This window comes from Halioglobus maricola (genome assembly GCF_009388985.1).
GTDB lineage: Bacteria > Pseudomonadota > Gammaproteobacteria > Pseudomonadales > Halieaceae > Halioglobus > Halioglobus maricola.
Genome location: NZ_CP036422.1, coordinates 736,845 through 760,522, shown reverse-complemented (window position 1 = coordinate 760,522; position 23,678 = coordinate 736,845). Strand labels below are relative to the sequence as shown.

General features: G+C 57.5%; 26 protein-coding genes and 1 tRNA gene. 6 read left to right on the top strand and 21 right to left on the bottom strand.

Translation table 11 applies throughout. The annotated features are described in order from the left end of the window. Window positions 1-15: 15 nt before the first annotated feature. From EY643_RS03365 to EY643_RS03350, 4 genes are read right to left on the bottom strand one after another with little or no spacing between them, the layout of a single operon-like run. A complete protein-coding gene (locus tag EY643_RS03365) occupies window positions 16-1,917 on the bottom strand; it encodes a sulfatase-like hydrolase/transferase (protein WP_152660873.1) in 1,902 nt (633 codons plus the stop codon). A 30-nt stretch (window positions 1,918-1,947) separates the two neighbouring features. Next, window positions 1,948-2,760 (bottom strand): class I SAM-dependent methyltransferase, encoded by an 813-nt coding sequence (locus EY643_RS03360; RefSeq protein ID WP_152660872.1) that lies wholly within the window; start codon window positions 2,758-2,760, stop codon window positions 1,948-1,950. Between the two features lie 21 nt (window positions 2,761-2,781). Next, on the bottom strand, window positions 2,782-3,816 hold the full coding sequence (locus EY643_RS03355) for a glycosyltransferase family 2 protein (protein ID WP_152660871.1): 1,035 nt from the start codon (window positions 3,814-3,816) through the stop codon (window positions 2,782-2,784). A 7-nt stretch (window positions 3,817-3,823) separates the two neighbouring features. Beyond that, complete coding sequence (locus tag EY643_RS03350) at window positions 3,824-4,543, bottom strand: sulfotransferase family protein (protein ID WP_152660870.1); 720 nt, start codon at window positions 4,541-4,543, stop codon at window positions 3,824-3,826. Window positions 4,544-4,692: 149 nt separating this feature from the next. Between EY643_RS03350 and EY643_RS03345 the strand changes: the two genes are divergently transcribed. Beyond that, complete coding sequence (locus EY643_RS03345) at window positions 4,693-5,061, top strand: hypothetical protein (RefSeq protein ID WP_152660869.1); 369 nt, start codon at window positions 4,693-4,695, stop codon at window positions 5,059-5,061. Next, entirely contained in the window at window positions 5,058-5,642 is a 585-nt protein-coding gene (locus tag EY643_RS03340) for a hypothetical protein (protein ID WP_152660868.1), read from the top strand. The genes EY643_RS03345 and EY643_RS03340 overlap by 4 nt, the downstream gene beginning before the upstream one ends. 60 nt (window positions 5,643-5,702) lie before the next feature. On the opposite strand, the gene EY643_RS03335 is transcribed toward EY643_RS03340, so the two are convergent. The 16 genes from EY643_RS03335 to EY643_RS03260 all read right to left on the bottom strand — a co-directional run bounded on the left by EY643_RS03335 (window position 5,703) and on the right by EY643_RS03260 (window position 17,477). After that, window positions 5,703-5,778: transfer RNA gene (locus tag EY643_RS03335), tRNA-Lys, on the bottom strand. Window positions 5,779-5,887: 109 nt separating this feature from the next. Beyond that, window positions 5,888-6,565, bottom strand: a complete 678-nt coding sequence (gene queC, locus EY643_RS03330; RefSeq protein WP_152660867.1) for a 7-cyano-7-deazaguanine synthase QueC — start codon at window positions 6,563-6,565, stop codon at window positions 5,888-5,890. A gap of 4 nt (window positions 6,566-6,569) precedes the next feature. Beyond that, complete coding sequence (gene queE, locus EY643_RS03325) at window positions 6,570-7,259, bottom strand: 7-carboxy-7-deazaguanine synthase QueE (protein WP_152660866.1); 690 nt, start codon at window positions 7,257-7,259, stop codon at window positions 6,570-6,572. 31 nt (window positions 7,260-7,290) lie between these two features. Then, a complete protein-coding gene (gene ybgF / locus EY643_RS03320) occupies window positions 7,291-8,235 on the bottom strand; it encodes a tol-pal system protein YbgF (protein WP_240732805.1) in 945 nt (314 codons plus the stop codon). Between the two features lie 16 nt (window positions 8,236-8,251). Beyond that, entirely contained in the window at window positions 8,252-8,773 is a 522-nt protein-coding gene (pal, locus tag EY643_RS03315; RefSeq protein ID WP_152660864.1) for a peptidoglycan-associated lipoprotein Pal, read from the bottom strand. Window positions 8,774-8,833: 60 nt separating this feature from the next. Next, entirely contained in the window at window positions 8,834-10,132 is a 1,299-nt protein-coding gene (tolB, locus tag EY643_RS03310; protein WP_205743138.1) for a Tol-Pal system beta propeller repeat protein TolB, read from the bottom strand. Next, entirely contained in the window at window positions 10,132-10,902 is a 771-nt protein-coding gene (gene tolA, locus EY643_RS03305) for a cell envelope integrity protein TolA (protein WP_240732804.1), read from the bottom strand. Before tolA ends, tolB begins: the two co-directional genes overlap by 1 nt. Further along, the gene (gene tolR / locus EY643_RS03300; RefSeq protein WP_153240879.1) at window positions 10,899-11,288 is read right to left on the bottom strand and encodes a protein TolR; all 390 of its coding nucleotides are present in this window, start codon (window positions 11,286-11,288) and stop codon (window positions 10,899-10,901) included. The genes tolA and tolR overlap by 4 nt, the downstream gene beginning before the upstream one ends. A 36-nt stretch (window positions 11,289-11,324) precedes the next feature. Next, window positions 11,325-12,029, bottom strand: a complete 705-nt coding sequence (gene tolQ / locus EY643_RS03295; RefSeq protein WP_152660863.1) for a protein TolQ — start codon at window positions 12,027-12,029, stop codon at window positions 11,325-11,327. A 23-nt stretch (window positions 12,030-12,052) separates the two neighbouring features. Then, entirely contained in the window at window positions 12,053-12,463 is a 411-nt protein-coding gene (gene ybgC / locus EY643_RS03290) for a tol-pal system-associated acyl-CoA thioesterase (protein WP_152660862.1), read from the bottom strand. Further along, complete coding sequence (gene ruvB / locus EY643_RS03285) at window positions 12,460-13,518, bottom strand: Holliday junction branch migration DNA helicase RuvB (protein WP_152660861.1); 1,059 nt, start codon at window positions 13,516-13,518, stop codon at window positions 12,460-12,462. The genes ybgC and ruvB overlap by 4 nt, the downstream gene beginning before the upstream one ends. Continuing rightward, entirely contained in the window at window positions 13,515-14,123 is a 609-nt protein-coding gene (gene ruvA, locus EY643_RS03280) for a Holliday junction branch migration protein RuvA (RefSeq protein ID WP_152660860.1), read from the bottom strand. Before ruvA ends, ruvB begins: the two co-directional genes overlap by 4 nt. Then, window positions 14,124-14,642, bottom strand: coding sequence for a crossover junction endodeoxyribonuclease RuvC (ruvC, locus tag EY643_RS03275; protein WP_152660859.1), 519 nt, complete (start codon window positions 14,640-14,642; stop codon window positions 14,124-14,126). 65 nt (window positions 14,643-14,707) lie between these two features. Beyond that, entirely contained in the window at window positions 14,708-16,486 is a 1,779-nt protein-coding gene (gene aspS / locus EY643_RS03270; RefSeq protein ID WP_152660858.1) for an aspartate--tRNA ligase, read from the bottom strand. 47 nt (window positions 16,487-16,533) lie between these two features. Beyond that, window positions 16,534-16,827 carry an FmdB family zinc ribbon protein gene (locus EY643_RS03265; RefSeq protein ID WP_152660857.1) on the bottom strand — a complete coding sequence of 98 codons (294 nt, stop codon included), beginning with the start codon at window positions 16,825-16,827 and terminating at the stop codon, window positions 16,534-16,536. Between the two features lie 200 nt (window positions 16,828-17,027). Next, window positions 17,028-17,477, bottom strand: a complete 450-nt coding sequence (locus tag EY643_RS03260) for an HU family DNA-binding protein (RefSeq protein WP_152660856.1) — start codon at window positions 17,475-17,477, stop codon at window positions 17,028-17,030. A gap of 288 nt (window positions 17,478-17,765) precedes the next feature. Between EY643_RS03260 and EY643_RS03255 the strand changes: the two genes are divergently transcribed. Together EY643_RS03255 and EY643_RS03250 are read left to right on the top strand one after the other, a co-directional pair. Then, entirely contained in the window at window positions 17,766-19,478 is a 1,713-nt protein-coding gene (locus tag EY643_RS03255) for a proline--tRNA ligase (RefSeq protein WP_152660855.1), read from the top strand. Window positions 19,479-19,484: 6 nt separating this feature from the next. Then, window positions 19,485-20,069 carry a lytic transglycosylase domain-containing protein gene (locus EY643_RS03250; protein ID WP_152660854.1) on the top strand — a complete coding sequence of 195 codons (585 nt, stop codon included), beginning with the start codon at window positions 19,485-19,487 and terminating at the stop codon, window positions 20,067-20,069. On the opposite strand, the gene EY643_RS03245 is transcribed toward EY643_RS03250, so the two are convergent. After that, entirely contained in the window at window positions 20,066-21,112 is a 1,047-nt protein-coding gene (locus EY643_RS03245) for an AraC family transcriptional regulator (protein WP_152660853.1), read from the bottom strand. The two genes, EY643_RS03250 and EY643_RS03245, sit on opposite strands and share 4 nt — an antisense overlap. A gap of 205 nt (window positions 21,113-21,317) precedes the next feature. Between EY643_RS03245 and EY643_RS03240 the strand changes: the two genes are divergently transcribed. Together EY643_RS03240 and EY643_RS03235 are read left to right on the top strand one after the other, a co-directional pair. After that, window positions 21,318-22,163, top strand: a complete 846-nt coding sequence (locus EY643_RS03240; protein WP_152660852.1) for a helix-turn-helix transcriptional regulator — start codon at window positions 21,318-21,320, stop codon at window positions 22,161-22,163. Window positions 22,164-22,273: 110 nt separating this feature from the next. Continuing rightward, window positions 22,274-23,623: a glutamine synthetase family protein gene (locus tag EY643_RS03235; protein WP_152660851.1), complete on the top strand. Its 1,350-nt coding sequence runs from the start codon at window positions 22,274-22,276 to the stop codon at window positions 23,621-23,623. Window positions 23,624-23,678 lie beyond the last annotated feature (55 nt).

Genomic DNA, 23,678 nt, shown 5'->3' with positions numbered 1-23,678 from the left:
TTCTGGCCCGCACGTTCACTGACCTGGCTCAATAACTTCCGTCGCCACCGAGTCGCACAACCGAGCCGCCAGACCGGACACTCCATTCTGAATCCACGGGTCCGCGACCTCGTCAGACACCAGCTTTTCATTGAGGATGACAGGGCGACCCAGGCGGCCATGGAACGGTAATTGGCCGTCTTCGCTCATGCCTATGTAGGTAGGGATGGAAAAACCGCCTTCTGGCGGCACGGGCTTCGACTTGCGGGCGCTGCCCGCGAGCTGTCCGTCTATATACAGGTCGAGTATCGCATAGCTCTTCTGCGGCGCTATATAACTAAAATTAATTTCACTGCTCACCACAATCGACGAACATCGGCCGGGAGGCAAGGCTGGAGCGGCGATCTCCAGCCCTGCGGCCCGCACAAAAATCTGTCCATCTTCCTGCCACAACTCCCACTTCCCAGGCTGGCTCACAATCACCTGTTTCGCATCCGATGCTGCATTGGCGGGCACCAGCCCTAAGCCGAAACTAAAGCCCGTCGCCCCGGGAGCTCGCTGAAAATCTTCGCCCGTCAGAATACCCCTGCCATTGTCACCATTGATCTCAAACGCCAGCCGCAGTTCCCGGGCACTGCGGCGCCAGCGTTGAAAAGCTTCAACCTGTGCAGCCAGCACATCGGGCCTTTCGAGGGCGAGATCCTTAGTGCCGGAGGGGTCGGCGGAGAAATCATTCAAGACGGGGTCACCGAGAAAGTTCCGATGCACACGCCAACGGCCATCTGAAGAGAGTATCGACCAGGCTGAGTGCTCGAATGTGCCCGCATCCCAATACAGTGCTCGCGGCTCCAGCGCACTGCCCTCAGCGAGTGCCCTCAAGTCGCGTCCGCGCAATCCTGCAGGCAGTTGCCCGCCCGCTGCAGTCACCAGAGTGGGAAGGTAGTCCAGGTAAGAGACAACCGTACTGTCCACCGTGCCGCTCCCAATACCATCGGGCCAGCGGACCAGCATCGGGGTGCGCACACCTCCTTCCTGAAAACTCATTTTGGTGCCCGAAAACGGGGCGTTGCTGTCGATATGCCGGGCCGTGCCACCGTTGTCACTGACCACCATAACCAGGGTCCGCTCACTCAGGCCCGCCAACTCGAGAGCCGCCAACACTTGCGAAATATTGTCATCCATCTGCGCCAACATCGCCTTGTAACGGCCCGCTGGTGTATCTTCGAAACGCTGCGCAAAACGGGCGCCTGGTTGCAACGGATGATGCGGTAGATATGTCCAATAGTTGAGGAACCAGGGGCTGGTCCGGGCATCGGCTGACTCAATGAATTCAAGTACCCGGGCCAAAACAATATTCGACAGGTGACCTTTATAGGGCTCAGGAAACTCATCATTTCGCTGTAGCCAGGGGTTGTGATATGTCGGTCGACCAATCGAGAACTCCGGCGCCGTATGGGGACCGCGCAGTAGAAACTGGGTAAGAAAACCGAAAAAACTGTCGAAACCCTGTGCCAACGGCCAACTGGCTTCGGCTATATGGCCCAGGTGCCACTTGCCAAAATGATGAGTGGAGTATCCAGCGCTGCGCAGTAGCTCAGGCAGTGTCTCCAGACCGGGATTGATACCAAACCCCTGCGGGCGAAATCCGAGCTGAAGCGGCGGCCTGCCCGTGAGTATTCCCGCACGGCTGGCGGCGCAGGTACTGTCGACGTAGTTGCGCGTATAGCGGATACCCTGACGGGCAAACTGGTCTAACGCTGGCGTTAAACTGGCAGAGGAGCCGTTGATCCCCAGATCCCCATAGCCCATATCATCCACAAGAATGAAAAGTATGTTGGGCTTATCGGGAGCGGTTGGGGCTTCAGTGCCCTGCTTGTCACAGGCACTCAGAAAGAGCGCAAGTACAAGCAGGACGTATGTCGATCCAGCGCGGATCACGGGAATCAGGTTAAAAAGAATTCAGGGAACTCAGGCCTGCTGTGCTGCTGGGTCTGAGGTTTCCGTTTTACCCTGGCCGCCTTTCTTGTTGCCTTTGCCGGCCATAGCTTTGAAGCGATTCGCCTGACGCCTCGCCTCGAGGAAATGGGAAGCGTGCACATAAAGTTGCTTGAGTTTACGACGCTCATCCTCATCTTCCGAGAACAACAGTTGCAACAGCGGGTGTTCGGGTGCCGTGCGATCACCGCCGGGTTTACGCAGCACACCGAGGCCGAAACCATGGTCAAAGCGGAACGTCTCGGGTTGAGACTGCTGCAACTCATCGAAATACCTCCAGGCGCCGAAATCCTTGATCCTGGCCATCACATCATGAAACAGGACGATGCCCCCAGGGCGGACTTTCGGATACCAGTTGGTGAAATCTTCCTGCACCGCCTCGTAGGTGTGCAAGCCATCAATATGGAGAAGATCGACCGTCTCGTCCTCGAAATGGTTCAGCGCCTCGTTGAAATACATCTTCAACAGGTAGGTGATGCCTCGGTAGTGATCCCTGGCGTGTGTGGCGACGTCCTGATAAATGGAATCGTCATAGGCATCGGTATGCACGTCCCCCTCCCAGCAATCAACACCGTAGCAAACACCTTCGATGTCATTTTCAATCAAGGATTGGCAGAAGGTAAAGAAGGACAGCCCATTGTAAACACCAAGTTCGACCGTCATCTTTGGGCGAATTGCCTCAATCAGATCGTAGGCAAAAGGCAGGTGATCTACCCAGGTACTGAACACCATACGCTTGGGTTCAAAACGCTGCAGCGAGGGTGGGAAATAGATATTCGTGGACATAGTTACAACCGCTTAACTTGATCAGGCTCTGGCTGAGCCTGTTTTGATAACTGAAAGATTTAGCTCGGGCTCGTTGAGCAAAGACCTTTGCGCCAGCACAGGCTCTGTTGAGGCCTGCACAAAACGCAACGCCTGGTCAGGAAGCTCACCGAGGAAAACGGGCGTGGAAACCGGGCTGGCGTATGCTTCGCCACGGATGTCCTCGTACTGATCCTTGATTTCCGTCATAAGCTCCTCGCGCTTCGAACGCGCCTCGCCACCGGTGGTAACACCCCCGTGGAACTGGTGAAAAGTACCCTCACCCAACAACACAACATGCTCCACACCGGGAAACTCACAGGCTCGTTTATACAGATCCAGATTAACCAGGCCACCACCGCGAATATTAAATCGAATATCCATACCGCCCAATGCCGCCCAGATGTCCCGGGGAATACTGATGCAGTTACTCTCACTATTGGGTCTGAAGAATCCGGGGGCACAGGAACCGCTGAAGCACGAGATATCGAATAAGCGATAACCCTCCAGCGGCCAACCGATCGAGCGGATCAGTTGCCGATCCTGTTCGATATCATAGCCGTGTTCTACCGCGTCCTGCTGCAACTCACTGCCGATATGGTAGCCGGGAACCGTAACCACGGCCTTGTCGTGCAGGCGGTGGCCGCGCAACACATTGCGCACAACCCCCGGCGTCACCATCCGGGCACCGTCGATCATCACACACACATACTGGCCGCGACTGATGCCGGCGCCGTGGTTGATCGCGTTCACCGGGGTGGGTTCACGTTCATGGCGCAGGTGATAGGTAAAATTATCGGGAAGGGTGCGCAGGAAATCCGGATTGAGGGTGCTGTCGGATTTGTTCTCCACGACGATTACTTCATAGTCGAGTTCACTCACCCCCTCCTGATACTGCGGGGTCAGGGATTGCAGCGTGCGTTCCGCCTGCTCCGGCATGTCGTACACAATAACGATAAAGCTGACCAGCGGCCTTGCCTCGTCACGTGGTGCGGTGGGTATATCTCCATTAATTATTTTTTTTAAGTGCCCAAGCATCGGGACCTCACTCTGCCAAGCGCTGTAGTTTGCGGTACAGCCTGCGGATGTTCCAGGGTAACGGTGTGCCTTCACCCCCCTGTGCGGATTTGAGTTGCTGCTCGTAAAATGTATCTTCACCTGCCGTGAGGCCAAGCGCATTCAACGCCTTGCGCAACTTCTCTTGAAATATGTCCTGGGGTTCATCAAAACACAGGATAGGGAACGGCTGCTTGCGGTATTCCCGCAGCAGGCGTCGATTGTATTGCAGCCAGAGCGAGAGCCCCGTCTCCAGCGGCAGTTCACTGCGGTTGTGCAGAGATTGCGCCACCACCATAGGATGACGAAATATACCGATGTACTGCATCTGTGGAAACAGTGACTGCCAACCGCCAATTGTTAACAAAGTCCGAGGGTCCTTGAATCCAAACTTGTCGAACTGTGCGTATTCTCTGAAGAGCGCCCTGGCTGCGTCCAATTGGGCCTCAGGCCAAATTACCGATTCAGCAGGAGAGTCCCACGCCGCGCCATTGGCTTCGAGCACCGCATCATTGATATCGACGATGTGTTGGTTCTCGCGGTTGCCCTTGAGATTATGAGGGTTCCAGGTGGAGTGATCGCCCAACTCAAGGCCCGCCACCTGCATGGAGCCGGTAAGGCAGCTTGTGCCGGAACGATGCATACCCAGGACACAGACGATTTTCTGCGGAGACTCGCTGTAGGGCACGGCGATTTGTGTGCTACTCATTATTTGCGGAAACCCGGCCCGGCCCTCGTTGGGGCCAGGTCATAATTCTTTAAGAAAACCGAAACAGTATATAGATTAGGCACTTGCGTGGCCACACCGGGTAGAATGGGAGCGGGACACCTCACAACAACCTCTCAGGAGAGGACTACATGACAAACACGATACGCTTCTGCGCCCTCGGGCTGGCAATCACCCTGCTGGGCGCCTGTGCCCAATATGACAATCGCCGGGGTGTGCTGGACAACTGGGAAGCCGTCGAAGCCGCCAGCTTTGCACGTGGGGAAACTACCCGCCAACAGGTGCTGACTGCCCTGGGCCCGCCCTCTCAAGTCGTGGCACTGGGGGATGAAACCGCGCTCTACTACCTTTACGAACAAAGCAAGGGCAATGGTCTCGTGCTCGTGGTCTACAACCGCTTCAAGCTGGACACGCAGTACGATCGCGCGATCTTTTTCTTCGGGCCAGACGACAAACTCAGCGATTACGCTACACACCTCGCCACCGGGGACACCCCGTGACACGGGTCTTGGGCCTTTGCGCGCTGGTATTCCTGCTCGCGAGCTGCACTCGCTGGAGTTATGACCTCGGCGAACCCCTTAGTCGCAGCGCAGTGCCCGCCCAGGGCACCAGCCTAGCGGCCACACTGGCCCAACTGGGACCGCCAGTCCGGGTCTCGGCCACTGGCAGTGGCTATGTCATGGCCTGGGAGCACTGGGTCATAGTAGAAGATTCTCTGGGTATCAGTCTGGGCCCTCTAGGCGTCGATCTTCTTGCCATAGACCTGGGCAGCGCCAGAGTCAGCGGCGAGTTCCTGCTGCTAAATTTCGACCGTGAACGTCGGCTGATTGGCTCCAGTTTCTCGGAGTGGGACAAGAACGCGGGCCAGGGCGCAGCGCTACAGCCATCGTTTGGCCTCGTGGAAGTCGTCGACGTCAGCGACCTTACGGGCGAGATGGCGGTACATCGTTGGGGCGCACTGGGCCTGAAGCGACTTCCCGAGTCACTGAATACGGCCTCGCCCGATTCCGGCCAGGATGGCCTGGAACAGCGGGGGACACCAAAGGGGGCTGGGCAGCGCTCACTGGAGTATGACGATTAAGCCCTAACCACGCCCAGACAAAAAAAAAGCCCACCCGCGAGGGTGAGCTTCTTTCTTAATTGGTGGGCCGTGCTGGGCTCGAACCAGCGACCAATTGGTTAAAAGCCAACTGCTCTACCAACTGAGCTAACGGCCCTAATCTGCAGGTGCCAAACTGGGTAGCGCCTTCAGAGAGGTGCGTATAGTAATGATTTAGAGACAAAAGACAAGCGTTTGCAGAAAAAATTTTCCCTCTGGCTGGCCTATCAAAAATAGCGTGTAGGGTCCCTCACCTCAGCATCTTCAAAGCCCTGGCGGCGCAGACGACAGCTGTCGCATTTACCACAGGCCCGGCCGTCTTCATCAGCCTGATAGCACGACACTGTGAGCTCGTAATCCACCCCCAGCGCCACGCCGGCGGCGATGATGTCGCCCTTGCCCATATCCATCAGCGGTGTATGAATGCTCAGTTTCTGGCCCTCGACACCGGCCCTGGTGGCAAGATTGGCCATTGTCTCAAAAGCGGCAATATATTCAGGCCGGCAATCAGGATAGCCGGAGTAATCCACCGCATTGACGCCAATGAAGATATCCTGGGCACCGAGAACCTCAGCCCAACCCAGGGCAATCGACATAAAGACCGTGTTGCGGGCAGGAACATAGGTAATCGGAATGCCCTCTGTCTCCTCCTCGGGCACAGCGAGATCTGTGTCCGTGAGGGCTGAACCACCGATGGAATCGAGGTTCAGCTTGACGACCTTATGCTCGACATCGCCCAGAACAGCGGACACTCGCTCAGCTGCAAGTAGTTCAGCCCTGTGGCGCTGGCCGTAATCGAAGCTCAGCGTATAACAGGCATAGCCCTGGGCCCGAGCCATGGCCAGCACCGTGGTGGAATCCAGGCCGCCGCTAACAAGAATCACTGCGCGCTTTTCAGTGCTCATTACATCAATGCCCCGGTTCGTCGTCCCACAAAATCTTGTGCAGTTGAAGCTGCAGACGCACCGGCAAATGGTCGTCGAGTATCCACTGGGCCAACTCCCGACCCGACAACTGGCCGTGACTCGGTGACAGCAGGATTTCATCGACCCGCCCCACCAACTGGTACTCCTCGAGCTTGAAACGCATCCACTCGTAGTCAGCCCGACCGCATATCACAAACTTCACCTGATCCTGCGGCTTGAGCAGCGGAATATTGGCGTAGTCGTTGCGAGCCACCTCTCCCGAGTCAGGCGTCTTCAGATCGAGTATTGTGACCACACGCTCGTCCACCCCTTCAAGGCTCATTGCACCGCCGGTTTCCAGCGACACCTCATAACCGGCGTCGCACAACCGGCTCAACAGCGGCAGGCAATTGGGCTGGGCCAGAGGCTCACCACCCGTGACGGTGACATAGGACGGCTTCCAGCCAGCCACCTGATCGACCACCTGGTCCAGCGAAAATATCTCACCGCCACTAAAAGCGTATTCAGTATCGCAATAGACGCAACGCAACGGACATCCGGTCAGGCGCACAAAGACCGTCGGTAAGCCCACAGTGCGCGTCTCGCCCTGCAGCGAGTAGAACATTTCGGTAATACGCAGCGTCTTCCCGTCGTTGAGAGTCGCGTCAGCAGATTGGAAAGATAGGTCGGACATAGGAATGGCGCGCCCACAGGCGCGCTGAATCTCAGTAGTTCTGGGAGATAAAGTCCCGGGCCAGCTTGACCGCGGAACTGCTGGTGTTGCCGTATTGGCTGATCACCTGGTCCATATACTCCCGGGCGCGCTCGCGATTACCCTTCTCGAAGTAGACCTTGCCCAACTTGTACATGGCGTCCGGCGCCTTGCCGTTACTCGGGTACTGATCGAGCAGCAAGGTAAACGCCTGGCGCGACCCTTCCAGGTCACGCGGCTGCACAACCAGATAGAGCTCGCCCAGCCAGTAGTGGGCGTTGGGTGCATACTTACCGTCAGGATACTTGCGCAAGAAATCATTGAAAGCCGTCACCGCAGAATCAAACTGCTGGCTCCGAACCTGGGCGTAAGCCGATTTGTAGGCGTCCGCTTCACCGGGAATCTCTGTGGAGCTGCTGCTACCAATCGAACCACCAGCGCCAGGAGCGGGCACTACCTGAGAGCCGCCGGTACCGGTAGAAGATCCGCCGCTGGCCCCACCAGCGTTGAGCCGCTTGTCGAGATCAACATAGCGCTCAAGACTCTGAGCCTTGAGGATTCGCAGTTCGTTTGCCTGCTCCTCGACCATGCCATTGAGGCGCATGACTTCCTGCTGCAACTGCTGAACCTGCAGGAAAAGATTGCCGACATTGCCCTGCCCGGCACTCGCCGCAGCTGGCTGGGCAGTCGGAGCGGCTACCGCTGCACCCGCCGGAGCACTGCTCATACCGTAGCTGGTGGCAGGGTAAGATTGCGCTGGCTGCACGCTATAAGGATCACTGCTTGCCGGGCTGGCGTAAGGGTCGGCCGCGGCAGGAGTCACCGTCGGAGCCGTCTGCGGCGCGCTTTCGCGCCCCTGTCGCTCGGCTTCAACGTCCACATAGTCCTGTGCCTGCGCCACATAGCAGAACGGGCTGGTCACAATAACCAGCCCGCCTGCAACAAGCCATTTGCTCATGCCTGTCATCGCGAGATTACTTCAGTTCTACGCGCCGGTTCTGGGACCAGTTTGCTTCACCGGAACCATAAGCGTTGGGGCGTTCTTCACCGTAGCTGACAGTTTCGATGCGAGTACCCGATACGCCATTTACGACCATGTAGTCGCGCACGGCATTGGCACGACGCTCACCGAGGGCCATGTTGTACTCACGCGTGCCGCGCTCATCGGTGTGACCTTCCAGGCGAACAGTATCGTTATTGCTAGCCAGGTAGGAGATGTGCGCATCCAGAGCTGCGAGAGCCTCGGGCTTGAGGGTGTAACTGTCGTAGTCGAAGAAGAAAACACTACCGGCAGCGATAGCGGCATCGCGGAAACGTTGCTGTTCTGCTTGCTGGGCGGCAATCGCTTGCTGCTCGGCAACGCGCGCTGCTTCGGCGGCGGCTGCAGCGGCGGCAGCCGCTTCTTCCTGTTCCTTCGAATTGCCGGAACAAGCTGCCAGGAATGCTGCTGCGAACAGCAGAGTAATAGCCTTACCGGCAACAGGTAGATGTTTCATAGTACTCTTCCTTAAAAGTCCGTGATTTATCTGATCTTAGCTTTTAAAGAGCGCTACAAGCTAGCGCTCCATATAAGGTGACCATGCTGGCTCCCGCACATCGCCTTCTCGAGAAGGCAGGCGGAACTTAACTCCCCCATCGACAGATACCGCAGCGAGAATGCCACGACCCGCATGTTTCGTAGCGTACAATACCATAGAGCCATTGGGCGCGATACTGGGAGATTCATCCAATTCAGTGGAAGTCAGAACTTGCAGGCGGTTTGTTACAAGGTCATGAATTGCAATGTGAAAACGCCCGTTTACCTGGTGGACCATCACCACATTACGACCGTCCTGGGCCACTCTGGCGCGGGCATTGTAGCCCCCTTCGTAGGTCAGGCGTTCGGTGCTGGCAGTGCGCATATCGTACTTATATATCTGCGGCCTGCCACCACGGTCAGAGGTAAACAGCAGGGTCCGACCGTCCGGCGTCCAGGTCGGCTCAGTATCGATGGCATAGTGACGAGTCAGCCGCGTAAGTTGCTTGCTTGCCAGGTCGAGCAGGTAAATGTCGGGGCTGCCGTCTTTTGACAAGACCATCGCCATGCTGCGACCGTCAGGTGACCATGCAGGCGCACCATTCAAACCCTTGAAATTGGTGAGCTGTTCGCGCGCGCCGCTAGCCAGGTTCTGGCGATAAATCGCAGGGCGGCCCGTCTCGAAGGACACATAGGAAATTTCGCTGCCATCGGGTGACCAGCCCGGCGCCATGATCGGCTCACGGGATTCCAACAGAACGATCGGGCGAGCACCGTCGGAATCGGCCAGGGTCAGGCGATAATAGTCCTTGCCGCCCTGCACCCGGGTCACTGAAACATACAAAAGCCGGGTTGCGAAGGCGCCTCGAATACCAGTGAGCTTCTCGTACACACCATCGGAGACCCGATGAGCGATCATGCGAGCCTCGTTGATCGGCCCGGTTTCCACTGCCTGATAAACCCGGGTCTGGCGAGTTACATCGTACACCTCATATTCGATACGCAGTTCCTGGCCGGAGGCCGAGGTGCGCCCAATCAAAATGTACTCGGTGTCCAGTGCGCGCCAGTCGCGATAGAAGATCTCCTGCTCCGTACTGGGACGGCCGAGCATCTCCGCACGTCCCACCGGCGCAAACTGGCCGCTGCGCGCCAGGTCGCTGTCGACAATCCAGGAGACGTCTTCCGGAGCTGGCCCGGGGCCTGCCCAGGCAAAAGGCACCACAGCGATAGACGTGGGGTCGTCGATGCCCTGGGTAATTTCAATCGTGAGTTGAGCCCGCGCGTGCATTGCGAACAAAGTCAGGAGCACAGGCACCAGCGCCAATACCAGCCGTTTCATCAGTATCTTAAATCCTCGGGTCTGAATAGCAGGGTAAATACCCTGAAGTTTTTCTCAAATTCTCTCGGTGGCAGGTTCTTCAATTCGGGGAAGCTGCCCGCCTTTTCCACCGCGTTGAGCGCCGACCGATCAAAAGCCGAATTGCCGCTACTGCGGCTTACCCTGACCCCCACAACTTCGCCTGTCGGGATCAATCGAACCTCTAACTCAGCCTCCATGCCGTTTCGCGCACTGGGCGGCCTGCTCCAGTAATTTACGACAGTTTGACGGATAAGCGCAGCATAACTAATCGCCATTTCCTCAGCGGTTACCGCTGCCTCTGCGGCCAGCACCTCGTCCTCTTCGGCCATGGCCTGGGCCAATTCGGCGCGGGCAATGGCGGCGAGTTCTTCCTCGGTGATACGCGGCTCTGGCTTGGGCTCAGCCTTGGGAGGAGCGGGCTTGGGCTTGGCCGGCGCGGGCTTTGGCTTCGGCGTGGCTTTAACCGCAGGCTTGGGCTTGGGCTTGGGCTTGGGTCGAGGCTTCGCTGCCGGTTTTGGCTTGGGCTTGGGCTTAGGCTTGGGCTTCGCCACCAGTTCACTCGCATCGACCAGCCGCGCATTAATCACTTTCGGTACAACTTTGGCCTCGATCGTCTTGGTTTCCAGTGGGCTCGTCCAGTTCCACAGCATAAATAGCAAAATCAGGCCGTGCAGTGCCATGCTCGCGATCGCGGGCCGCACAATGATGCGCGGCGCCACGGGTTTGGCATAGACGGACTCGGAACTCACTCGGGGTTCTCGGTCACCAGGCCGACACTGGGCGCACCCGCCTGTTGCAGTGCCACCATCACGGTGACCACGTCGCCGTAGGCTACCGCTTCATCGCCCCAGATAAGCACGGGCTTTTCCGGATTGCGCTTCATTACCTTGGAGACGCGGTCCTTGATAGTCGCGAGAGCCAACACCTGCTTTTCCTGCCCCAGGTTCAGAAACAGCTGCCCACTGGCGTCAACCGACACAATCAGCGGCTCACTGTCCTGGTTTTCTACCGGATCAGCGGACGCTTCAGGCAAATCGACTTTCACCCCCTGCATCAACATGGGCGCTGTCACCATGAAGATAATCAGCAGCACCAGCATCACGTCGATGTAAGGCACTACATTGATCTCTGCCATGGGTTTGCGCTTGCCGCGGCTCCTGCTCACCGTGAATCAGCCTCCCTTGCGCGCGCGCAGGGCATAGGCCTGGCGATAGAGAATGCTGGAGAACTCGTCGACAAAGGTATCGTAGCGATTGCTAAACACTTCGACCTTGGCGGCAAAGCGGTTGTAGGCAAGCACGGCGGGAATGGCTGCAAACAGGCCCATCGCTGTTGCAATAAGCGCCTCGGAAATACCTGGCGCCACAGTGGCGAGGGTGGCCTGGGTTGCATTCGCGAGGCCGCGGAAGGAGTGCATAATCCCCCATACAGTACCGAACAAGCCGATATAGGGACTGGTGGAACCTACCGATGCCAGAAAAGCCAGATGGCGTTCCAGCCGCTCTTCTTCGCGCATCATCGCCACACGCATCGCGCGTCGCGAGCCCTCGAGCACGGCCTCGGAATCCATTTCCGACTGCTGGGCGAGGCGCGAAAACTCCTTGAAGCCCGCCCGGAAAATGCTCTCCATTCCGAGGATGGCATGACCGTCGGAGGCCTTCTCATTGCCCTCGCGATAGAGCTGGGACAGGTCGATTCCCGACCAGAACCGTTCCTCGAAGCTATACATCTCCTCGCGCGCGTTGCGGAAATAGATGAAGCGCTGGATGATCATATACCAGGACAGCATGGAGGCCATTACCAACAGCGCCATCACCGCCTGTACGGTCAAACTGGCGTGGAGTATCAGGTCTATCAGGCTAAGTTGCTCTTCCAAGAGGGCTCCCCTTATGAATTCTGTTATTCGCCACCGGACAGGCGTGCAACCATGTCCCGGGGCATTCGGCGCGGTTTCACCGTGTTGCGATCAACACAGGCGATTCTCACATCACCGCGGGCGAGCACCTCGTCACCGCGACAAACCTGCTGGCTAAACGTCATCGAAGCACCGCGCAGATCGCTGATCTGCGCAGTGGCCCGCAACTCATCATCCAGCTGTGCAGGTGCCTGATATTCTACCGCCACATGACGCACGACGAACATCAGATCATTGTTGAAAATGTAATCTTTACCATAACCCAGCACGCGCATGTATTCGGTGCGGGCGCGTTCCATAAACTTCAGGTAATTCACGTAGTAGACAATACCGCCTGCGTCAGTGTCTTCGATATAGACACGCAGGGGGAAAGAAAATTCCTCTCCCTGCTTCACTCAGCCTCTCCGCTATCCAAATCCAGAGACATATTCGCGGTATCACTGCGACCGGGCTGGGGCAGGCCAAAGTGCAGATAGGCATTGCGGGTGACCATACGGCCGCGGGGAGTGCGCACCACATAACCCTGTTGGATCAAGTAGGGCTCGAGCACATCCTCGATCGTACCCCGCTCCTCGGAAATGGCTGCGGCGAGGCTGTCCACGCCCACTGGGCCACCGTCAAATTTCTCGATCATCGCCAGCAGCAGGCGCCTGTCCTGATGATCGAAACCGTGCTGATCAACACTTAACATGTCCAGCGCTCGATCCGCCACATCGGCGCCGATATGACCATCGGCCTTAACCTCCGCGTAGTCGCGCACCCGTCGCAACAGACGATTCGCAATCCTCGGGGTACCCCGGGAGCGCCGGGCGATTTCATGAGCGCCCTGCTTGTCGATCCCCATGCCAAGGATATTTGCGGAACGCTCAACAATATGGGCGAGATCCGCCACCTCGTAGAACTCCAGCCGCTGGACGATGCCAAAGCGGTCACGCAGAGGCGACGTCAGCAACCCTGCTCGCGTCGTGGCGCCTACCAGGGTAAAAGGCGGCAGATCCAGCTTGATCGACCGGGCGGCCGGCCCCTCGCCAATCATGATATCGAGCTGATAATCTTCCATCGCCGGATACAACACCTCTTCCACAAAGGGGCTAAGGCGGTGAATCTCGTCAATAAAAAGGACATCACCGGGCTCAAGATTCGTCATCAGGGCGGCAATATCGCCGGCCTTTTCCAACACGGGCCCCGAAGTGGTCTTGAGGGCCACGCCCATTTCATTGGCGATGATACTCGCCAGGGTCGTCTTCCCCAGACCTGGCGGGCCGAAAATCAGGGTGTGGTCGAGCGGCTCTCCCCGCCCCTTCGCGGCCTGCAGAAAGATACTCATCTGCTCGCGAACAACCTTCTGGCCGACATATTCGTCCAGCGTTTTCGGGCGTATCGCCCGATCGAGTGCATCTTCCCGGGGGTTCTCGGGCTCCGGGGCGATAAGGCGATCTGTTTCGATCATCCGCTCACCATCGATTTGAGCGCGCGGCGGATTAACTCTTCAGAGTCGGTGATCGAATCGTCGTTCACCGCGGCGACAACCTTGGCCGCCTCCACGGGCTTGTAGCCAAGCGCGATCAGGGCGCTCTCGGCATCCGCCACTCTATCGGCCTCTGGCTCGATCGCGCTACCTGTGGGCGTACCCGCATCCAGTTCACCGAGCCAGTCCTTCAGTTTATCGCGCATCTCGATCAGCAGGCGTTCGGCGGTTTTCTTACCCACGCCCGGCAGGGCCGACAAACCGGAGATGTCGTCGCGCTGAACACAGGCAATAAAGCTCTTGGCGTCCATTCCTGAAAGGATAGTGAGAGCCAGCTTGGGCCCCACCCGGTTAACCTTGATGAGTTGGCGGAACAACTCGCGATCGCGCGCATCGATGAAGCCATACAATAACTGGGCATCCTCGCGCACAACAAAATGAGTCAGGAGAGTCACTTCAGCGCCCAGTTCGGGCAACTGGAACAGGGTGGTCATGGGCACTTGCAGCTCGTAACCAACACCCCCGATATCCACAAGGATATCCGGTGGCTGCTTCGCCGCGAGTATGCCCCGAATTCTACCTATCATTCACCGTATCCGCCGTCGGCGCACTGAGGTGGCGCCGGCCATGTTGATCATACTTTGTTGTGTATGTGCGTGACACAGGGCGGCGGCCAAAGCATCGGCCGCATCCTCTGCGGGGACAGCCGGAAGTTTAAGCAACACCTTTACCATGTGCTGCACCTGCTCCTTGTCGGCTGCTCCGGTACCTACCACAGACTGCTTGATCTGCCTGGCCGAGTACTCGAACACATCCATATCCTGCGCTGCGCAGGCCACAATGGCTGCGCCACGGGCCTGGCCAAGCTTGAGTGCAGAACCCGCACTCTTGCCCATGAACACCTGCTCAATAGCGAGCGTGGCGGGGCCGTGCAAATCGACGAGTTCGGTTACGCTGTCGTAGATGATCTTGAGCCGGGGCGCGATGTCACCCTCCGGCAACTTGATCACACCAGAGGTCACATACTCGGCCTTGCTGGAGACATAATTGATGATCCCGAAGCCTGTTTTTCGAGACCCCGGATCGATACCCATGATAAGCGCCATCAGCCCACCCGCGCTGCCAAACCCCTTGTTATTCTGTACAAATATACAGGGTTAGTTTTCTGGCGTCATCCTTCGGCAGGCTCTTTCTGCTGGCGCAGGCGGATATTGAGTTCGCGCAACTGCTGAGCATTGACGTCGCCGGGGGCGTCGGTCATGACACAAGCTGCTGTTTGGGTTTTGGGGAAGGCGATCACATCACGGATGGACGCGGAATCGGTCATCAGCATCACCATGCGGTCCAGGCCAAATGCCAGGCCACCATGAGGGGGGGCACCGTACTGCAGCGCCTGCAACAGGAAGCCGAACTTCTCATTGGCCTCTTCGTCACTGATTTCGAGGATACGGAACACAGCCTCCTGCATATCGCGCTCGTGAATACGGATACTGCCGCCACCCAATTCACAGCCGTTCAATACCATGTCGTAGGCACGGGACAGAGCAGTGGCAGGGTTAGCCTGCAGTTCTTCAACACTGCAGGAAGGCGCAGTGAAGGGGTGGTGCAACGGCGTCAGGCCGCCGCTCCCATTGTCTTCGAACATGGGGAAATCGACCACCCAAAGTGGCGCCCAGCCTTCTCGTATCAGGCCGAGATCTTCCGCCACTTTGATCCGCAGCGCGCCAATGGCCTCGTTCACAATATTGGCCTTATCAGCACCGAAGAAGATGATGTCGCCGTCGGCTGCGCCCAGGCGGTCCATCATCTGCATGACCACTTCGTCAGGCATGAACTTCAGAATAGGAGCCTGCAGGCCTTCGACACCGGCGGCCAGGTCGTTAACCTTGATCCAGGCCAGACCCTTGGCACCAAAGATCGATACATACTTGGTGTACTCGTCGATTTCCTTGCGGCTAATCTTGGCACCGCCGGTCACTTTCAGCGCTGCCACGCGGCCGGCCGCATCGTCCGCTGGACCACGAAACACTTTGAAATCAACCTGTTGCATCAGATCGTCGACCGATACCAGCTCCATGTCGATACGCAGGTCTGGCTTATCCGAACCATAGCGTTCCATGGCCTCAGCGTAAGGCATGTGCGGAAATTCCGGCAGATCGACATTCAACGTGGCTTTGAACAGTTCGCGAGTCATGCGCTCAGTAATCGCCATAATCTCGTCTTCGCCGAGGAACGAGGTCTCGATATCGATCTGAGTAAATTCGGGCTGGCGATCGGCGCGCAAGTCTTCGTCGCGGAAGCACTTGGCCACCTGGTAGTAACGGTCAAATCCAGACACCATCAGCAGCTGCTTGAACAGTTGGGGCGACTGCGGCAAGGCAAAGAATTGCCCGGGATGGGTGCGACTGGGCACCAGGTAGTCGCGCGCACCTTCAGGCGTGGCGCGAGTCAGTATCGGTGTCTCGATATCAAGGAAGCCTTCGCTGTCCAGGAAGCTGCGGATCGCAGATGTGATCCGGGAACGCATGATCAGCTTGTCCTGCATCTCCTGACGACGCAGGTCCATATAGCGATAGCGTAAACGCACTTCTTCGCCCACGGCGGTATGTTCGTCTAGCTGGAAAGGGGGCGTGGCCGCCGTATTAAGGATTTCGAGCTCCTTACCAAGGATCTCAATTTCACCTGTGGCCATGGCGGGGTTCACCGTGCCCTCACCGCGGGCACGAACCCGGCCAGTGATCTTCAGCACATATTCACTACGGACCTTGTCTGCGCGCTGGAAGTGCTCCTCGGTGTCGGGGTCGAACACGACCTGGACGATGCCATCCCGGTCACGCATATCAAGGAATATTACCCCACCGTGGTCGCGGCGGCGGTCTACCCAGCCACAAATGGTGACGGTCTCGTCGATGTTGGCCGTGGACAGGACGCCACAATAATGACTGCGCATAATTCGTTTCCGTATATTTGGCTAAGCGGCCACGTGGGGCCGGGCTATCAGGCTGACTTCTTGCTCTCGTTACCGGAACTTGAAGCCTTTTTACTCGCGCCGGCCGCCTTGTCGCTGGGCGAGGCGCTGTCAGAACTCCCGTGGAGATTCTTTTTGCTGCCGGTTTTGAAATCGGTTTCGTACCAACCACCGCCTTTCAGGCGAAAAGCCGCCGCGCTCACCATTTTCTTGAGCTCAGGCGCCTGGCATGCAGGGCAGTCCACCAGAGGTGCATCGCTGATCTTTTGCAGCGCCTCGAGTTCGTTGCCACATTTCTGGCATTGGTATTCATATATCGGCATTGGTCTCAATCCACCAACAATATTCGCTACGAGAGAAATTTTGAGGCGCGGATTTTAACCCAAGGAACTTGGAAGGCCAAGCTCGGGGGAGGAGGTTCGCAGAGGGCAAAGGGCCCCTCACCCTGTCGGGTGCTGCGTTTTTTTGGGGCAAATCAACAGGCCCGTTAGCGCAACGGGCCCATTAATTCAGGAAAAGCTACTTAGGAAGCAGCGTATTCCTTCAGCTTCTTCAGCGGACGAATCTTCACAGCAATGCTGGCAGGTTTCGCCTTGAAGGTAGTTTCTTCACCAGTGAAGGGGTTGATACCCTTGCGCGCTTTGCGAGCGGGCTTCTTCACGGTGGTGATTTTCATAACGCCCGGAATGGTGAATTCACCCACGGAACGCTTCTTGATTGAACGCTCAATCAGGACATTCAGCTCATCCAGAACCGCATTGACCTGCTTCTTACTCAGATCGGTGCTTTCCGCGAGGCTGGTGACAATCTGACTCTTGGTCATTTTGTCCTTGAGGGCCGTAGCCTTGCGTGCGGGAGCTGCTTTCTTGGCCGGAGCCTTCTTAGCCGCTACCTTTTTCTTGGCTGGGGCCTTCTTGGCCGCTACCTTCTTCTTGGCCGGAGCCTTCTTCTTCGCTGCTTTTTTAGTCGCCATGTTATTTTCGACCTTCCCTAATAGTGAGTTGTTTCAGGTTTGTGCCTGGCCGTTCCGCTTCCCCTACAGCTGGGCGGCAACAACAAGCCACGTACAAATGTATAATGCAGAAAACACTGCAATACAAGCGTTTTCGAACATCGACAGCAAAAAAACCCTTATTTTTTAGTCTCGGACGCTCTCAGACCGCATCAATACCCCGAAATCGTGCACAAGCAACACCGTTTACCGACACCCTGAAGGCCATTAAACTAGGCGCCCTGATTGATACACCCCATTGGAACCGACATGCGCACCAGCAATTTCCTGATCGCCACCCAGAAAGAAACCCCAGCCGACGCCGAGGTCATCAGCCACCAGCTGATGTTGCGGGCCGGCCTGATTCGCAAACTTGCCTCGGGCCTCTACACCTGGTTGCCGCTGGGTCTGCGTGTACTGCGTAAAGTAGAAAATGTCGTGCGTGAAGAAATGGACGCCTCCGGCGCACAGGAAGTGAGCATGCCGGTCGTTCAGCCCGCCGAATTATGGAAAGAATCGGGGCGATGGGAACAGTACGGCCCCGAGCTGCTGCGCATCCATGATCGCCACGATCGTGAATTCTGCCTCGGCCCCACCCATGAGGAAGTGATTACAGACCTGATGCGCAATGAGATCAAAAGCTATAAACAGCTGCCCATCAATATGTACCAGATCCAGACCAAAGTGCGCGACGAGATACGGCCACGCTTCGGCATCATGCGCTCGCGCGAGTTTCTGATGAAGGACGGCTACTCTTTCCACGTCAACCAGGCCTCTCTGGAACAGACCTATCAGGTGATGCACCAGACCTATAGCAACATTTTTTCCCGCCTGGACCTGGATTTTCGTCCGGTTCTCGCCGACACCGGCTCAATCGGCGGCAGTGCCTCGCACGAATTCCACGTACTGGCCAATTCCGGAGAAGACGATATCGCCTTCTCCGACAGCAGTGACTACGCTGCCAACGTCGAGATGGCCGAGGCGGTTGCGCCCACAGCGACACGACCCGCTGCGAGCGCTGAACTCGCTGAAGTTGCGACGCCAGGCGTCAAAACCATCGATGACCTGGCCGCTTTCCTGAGTATCAGCCCTGACACTTCAGTAAAAACCCTGGTCGTTAACGGCGAAGAAGAGGGGCAATTGGTGGCCTTGATACTGCGGGGCGACCATCAACTTAATACCATCAAGGCGGAAAAACTTGAAGGCATAGCATCTCCGCTGGTAATGGCCGACGAGGAAATCGTGCGCAAGGCCTGCGGCGCTGGATTCGGCTCCCTGGGTCCTGTGGGCCTCACTATGAATGTCGTGGTCGACCGCAGTGCTGCGGTACTGGCTGATTTCAGCTGCGGCGCCAACAAGGACGGCTTTCATTTCACCGGCGCCAACTGGGAACGCGATTGCCCACTGCCCCGGGTTGAAGACCTGCGCGACGTGGTAGAGGGCGACCCCAGCCCCGATGGCCAGGGCACCCTGCAGATCAAACGGGGTATTGAGGTCGGCCATATCTTCCAGCTGGGCACCAAGTACAGCGAAGCCATGAAAGCGCAGGTGTTGGACGAGACCGGACGCAACGTCACCATGACCATGGGCTGCTATGGCATCGGGGTCAGCCGTGTTGTGGCATCCGCCATCGAACAGAATCACGACGACAAGGGCATTATCTGGCCCACCGCTATGGCTCCGTTCCAACTTGCCATCGTCCCCCTCAACATGCACAAATCAGAAGAGGTCGCGGCCTGCGCCGAGGCGCTATACACCGCGCTGAAAGAGCAAGGCATCGACGTCCTCATGGACGATCGCAACGAGCGCCCAGGGGTCAAATTTGCCGACATGGAACTGATCGGCATCCCCCATCGCATCGTGATCGGCGACCGCGCCCTGAAAGAAGGTAATGTCGAGTACAAGGGCCGCCGCGATGAGGACTCTCAGCTTGTGCCTCAGGATGACGTGATCGAATTCCTGAACCAACACCTGGCAGGTTGAGCCCGGGTGCGCGCCCTATTCTTCAGTGTTGCCCTGCTGTGGGTGCCGCTGTGCCTGGCGCAACCGGCGGACCAGCAGGAACGCGCAGAACTGCGTGATTTCCTTGACGCCACCATCAACTCCGCCGAGTCCTTCGATGACAAGTACGATGCCGAAGTCTGGCTGGTTGATATGTCCGCGCGCCTCGCCCGGTATGTTAAGGACCCGGCGTACCGATTGGAGATCCTAAGGCAAATTCACGCAGCCTCGCTGAAGGCCGACCTGCCTCCCGAACTGGTACTGTCGGTCATAGAAGTGGAGAGCCATTTCGACCGCTTCGCGGTATCGAGAGTGGGCGCCCAGGGGATGATGCAGGTGATGCCGTTCTGGAAAGATGAGATAGGTCGCCCGGACGACAACCTTACCTACAATCTCACGAATTTTTCCTACGGCTGCCGGATATTGCAATTCTACTTGCAGCGCGAGGACGGTGATTTACACAAGGCGCTGGCCCGCTATAACGGCAGCGTAGGTCGTCGCACCTATTCCAACAAGGTCTATCGCGCCTGGGATAAACACTGGCGCAACGGCCCCCTCGACTGGGCTGACTAACGGTAAGATCCGGGTGACTGCCCCGTCCATTTCTTGAAGGACCGGTGGAACGCAGAAGGGTCGGAAAAGCCCACACGCTCAGCAACCTCTGATACCGTTAACCCCTCTCGGCTCAACAGCGAGATAGCCGCGTCACGGCGGGCGTTGTCCTTGATCCGCTGGTAGGACGTACCCTCTTTCTCCAGCCGCCTGCGCAGGGTGCGGGCCGACATATTCAGCAGGCCGGTGAGATCCTCAAAACTGGGCATTTCCGCCCGAAAATCAGTCCCCAGAATCACTCTGATCTGCTGGGTCACACTGACCTCACTCGGTTCGGGCTCAATAATGATGTAATAGGGTGCTAGCTTGAGAAACTGGTGCAAATCCGCTTCGTTACGTACTAGCTCTGCCTCCAGGTGTCGCGCACTGAAACTAACCGAGTTCACCGGCTGATCAAACACCACCGGGCAAGGGAAAAAATGGCGCAGGCCAGCATTGAATTCCGGCTCGGGCCCACCACAACCAGCGCTGACAATATCGATATGCTGACCGATGAGCCAGCCACAGAAGCGCAGCCACAGGGCGACATTGCACAGCACATTGTGCTGCTGATCTGCCGGGTCGTCTTCACACATATAGGTCAATGTGGCATCGCGACCCTCTGCGTCCACCGTCAGGCTGTTGACCACCTTTGCGCCCTGACGAACCCGGCAGGTGGCATTGAACTCGATACTGCGGCGCAGTGCTGCCGACAAATTTGAGCTGTTGAGCATGCTGAGGAGGATCAGACGGGTTGTCCCTACCGGGGTGCGTACGTCCGGCATGACGCCGCCGGACTCATCCCCCAACACCTTGATCAATTGCAGGCACAGGCGGCTGTACTGCTCCCGAGAAACAAAGACTGTCTGGGCGTGCTGAGACAGGGGATCAAAAGGAAACCGGGCTGCCTCCAGCAGAGCTGTCACGTCTGCCCCCAGCGCTTTTGCCTGGGACAACAAGGCCCGGGTGAACTCTATCGGCACAGCTTCATTATAGAAGTCGGAATCGACCCGCAGCTTTACCAAAACCTACTCCAGCGTAAATGTCCCAAGATTATATCCTGAGACCACACAGCTGGCGAAAGAGTCCCCGCGCGAAATTCTGGCCCCATAGATACTTTTCATACCCACCGCACTTTCTTCATATTCCCGCACTCCTGCATTGACACGCCTAGAGCCCATTGACCAATATGGGTTACATCCGTGTGGTAACCAGAATATAAGTCAGGCCATGACCAATATCGAGCAGATCAGTCGCTGGAATCGCGACATCTCCAGAGCCATAGCCGCACTGGGTACACAGCAGTTTTTCCCGTCCCTGATTGATGCGATCAACCATCAGGTAAGAATCGATTACCCACAGGTCTGGCTCTACCATCGAGACCTGCCACCCCACGTGCTTTACCACGAAATCCCCCGGTCCGCGCTGGCGAGCCAGGTTGATGACTATCTCGACGGCCCCTACCAGGAAGACCCTTTTTACCAGACTTCCATGCAGCAGCCACGCGCCAAGATTTATCGTCTCTCACGGGTTGCCCTGGGCAAACTGGAGCAGACCAACTACTACAAGGATTACTACGCCGATACCGGTACCGTCGATGAGGTCGTCTATCTGGCCAACCTCGGCAGCGGCAATGTGATCAACCTCTGTCTGATGCGACTGCCCCAGCAAGGCCCGTTTACAGAAGCGGAGTACGAGGCACTTTATCTACTGGCGGAACCCGTATCCGAGTTGCTCAAAACCCAGAGTCAGCACCGCGACTTTGCCGTTGAACACCTTATCCAACCCGGGATCGATCACCAGATCAACCTCGCCTTTCGCACATTCGGTGCCTCGCTATTGTCACCACGAGAAAAGGACGTACTGGAATTAATGTTGCGGGGCTACGGCACCGACACTTCGGCCGCCCGTCTGGAAATTGCTGTGGAGACGGTGCGCCGCCATCGCAAAAGTATCTACCGTAAACTGGACGTGAACTCCCAGACTGACCTGTTCTCGCTATTCCTCAACGCCATGTCCTGCATGGGTGAAGCAGCGGGCGATGACCCACTCAGCGTTTATATGGCGCCGCGCTAGCAGCCTCCCCGCTAGTACAAACTTTACCCAATGCTCTGCCCCATGCAGGGCATTGAGATCACTCTGCTCCGGGCGGATAGTGACCGCTAACTTCACGCGGATCATAATCGATGTCAGTCGAATTAGACTGGTTTCTCCGGGCACACCCGGAAATCACCACTGTCGAAGCGCTGCTACCTGACTGCAACGGGGTCATGCGCGGCAAGTGGTTGCCGCGCCCCAAATTCAGCAAGATTTACGGCGGCGAGCTCAAACTACCGAAAACCGCGCTCAGCCTGGACATATGGGGCCGTGACGTAGAAGAACTCGTCTTTAGCACTGGCGACGCCGACGGTCTGTGCAAGCCCATCGAGAGCACTCTGTTACCCACACCCTGGTCGCCCGGTGGCGAGCGCGGCCAGGTCATGCTCGCCATGTATGATCTCGACGGCACACCCTATATGGGCGACCCGAGCCACGTACTGGCCCAGGTAGTGGAGCGCTTCGCCGAATCCGGTTGGCGCCCTGTGGTCGCCGCCGAACTGGAATTCAGCCTGGTCACTGTAGATCGCGATCAGCCCCTCCCCTCTCACACCTGTCCGAAGCCGGCAGGCGGCAACCCCGTCGGCGGTAATACTTACGGCCTCGACGTGCTCAACGAACAACGAGACATGATGGAGGATCTACGAACTGCCTGCGATGCCCAGGACCTGCCTTTCGATGGCGTCGTCAAGGAATCGGCACCGTCCCAGTACGAAGTCAACATGCAGCACGTCGATGACCCCGTGCTGGCTGCACGCCAGATCATCATGATGAAGCGCCTGATCAAGGGAGTCGCCGCCAAGCACGGGCTGATCGCGAGCTTTATGGCCAAGCCCTTCGAGGATGAGGCCGGCAACGGTATGCATGTGCACTGCAGCGTGCTCGACAAGGACAACCGCAACATATTCGATGACGGCGGAGAGAAAGGCACCCCGCTGTTGCTCAACGCTATTGCCGGCTGCCTGACCTATATGGCCGAATCAGTCGCTGTTTTTGCCCCTACCTACAATGCCTATCGCCGCTTCCAGAAAGGCACTCACGCCCCGACCTACCCCTGCTGGGGTTACGAAAACCGCACCGTGGCGGTGCGTGTGCCCGCGGGCAGCCCTGCCGCGAGGCGCCTTGAGCACAGGGTCGCTGGAGCAGACGCCAACCCCTACCTGCTGTTCGCCGCGATTCTGTCGGGCATGCTGGAGGGCATCCGCGAAAACCTGTCTCCAGGCGACCCGATCAGCGGCGACGGCTACACCCAGGAAGAAGCCATCCTGCCAGTCTATATGCAGGATGCAGTGCGCCTGTTCAGTGAATCCGACTTCATTCGCAACTCGCTGGGCGACGAACTGCAGCGGATCTACACCCTCACCAAAACCCAGGAGATCAACGAATTCCGCCGCCGCATCACCGAACTTGAATATCTCTCCTATCTGGAACGCCTCTAGCCGGGCCACTCGCCGACAGCATGGTCGTGACCAACTGCGCCAATCCGGCATCGAA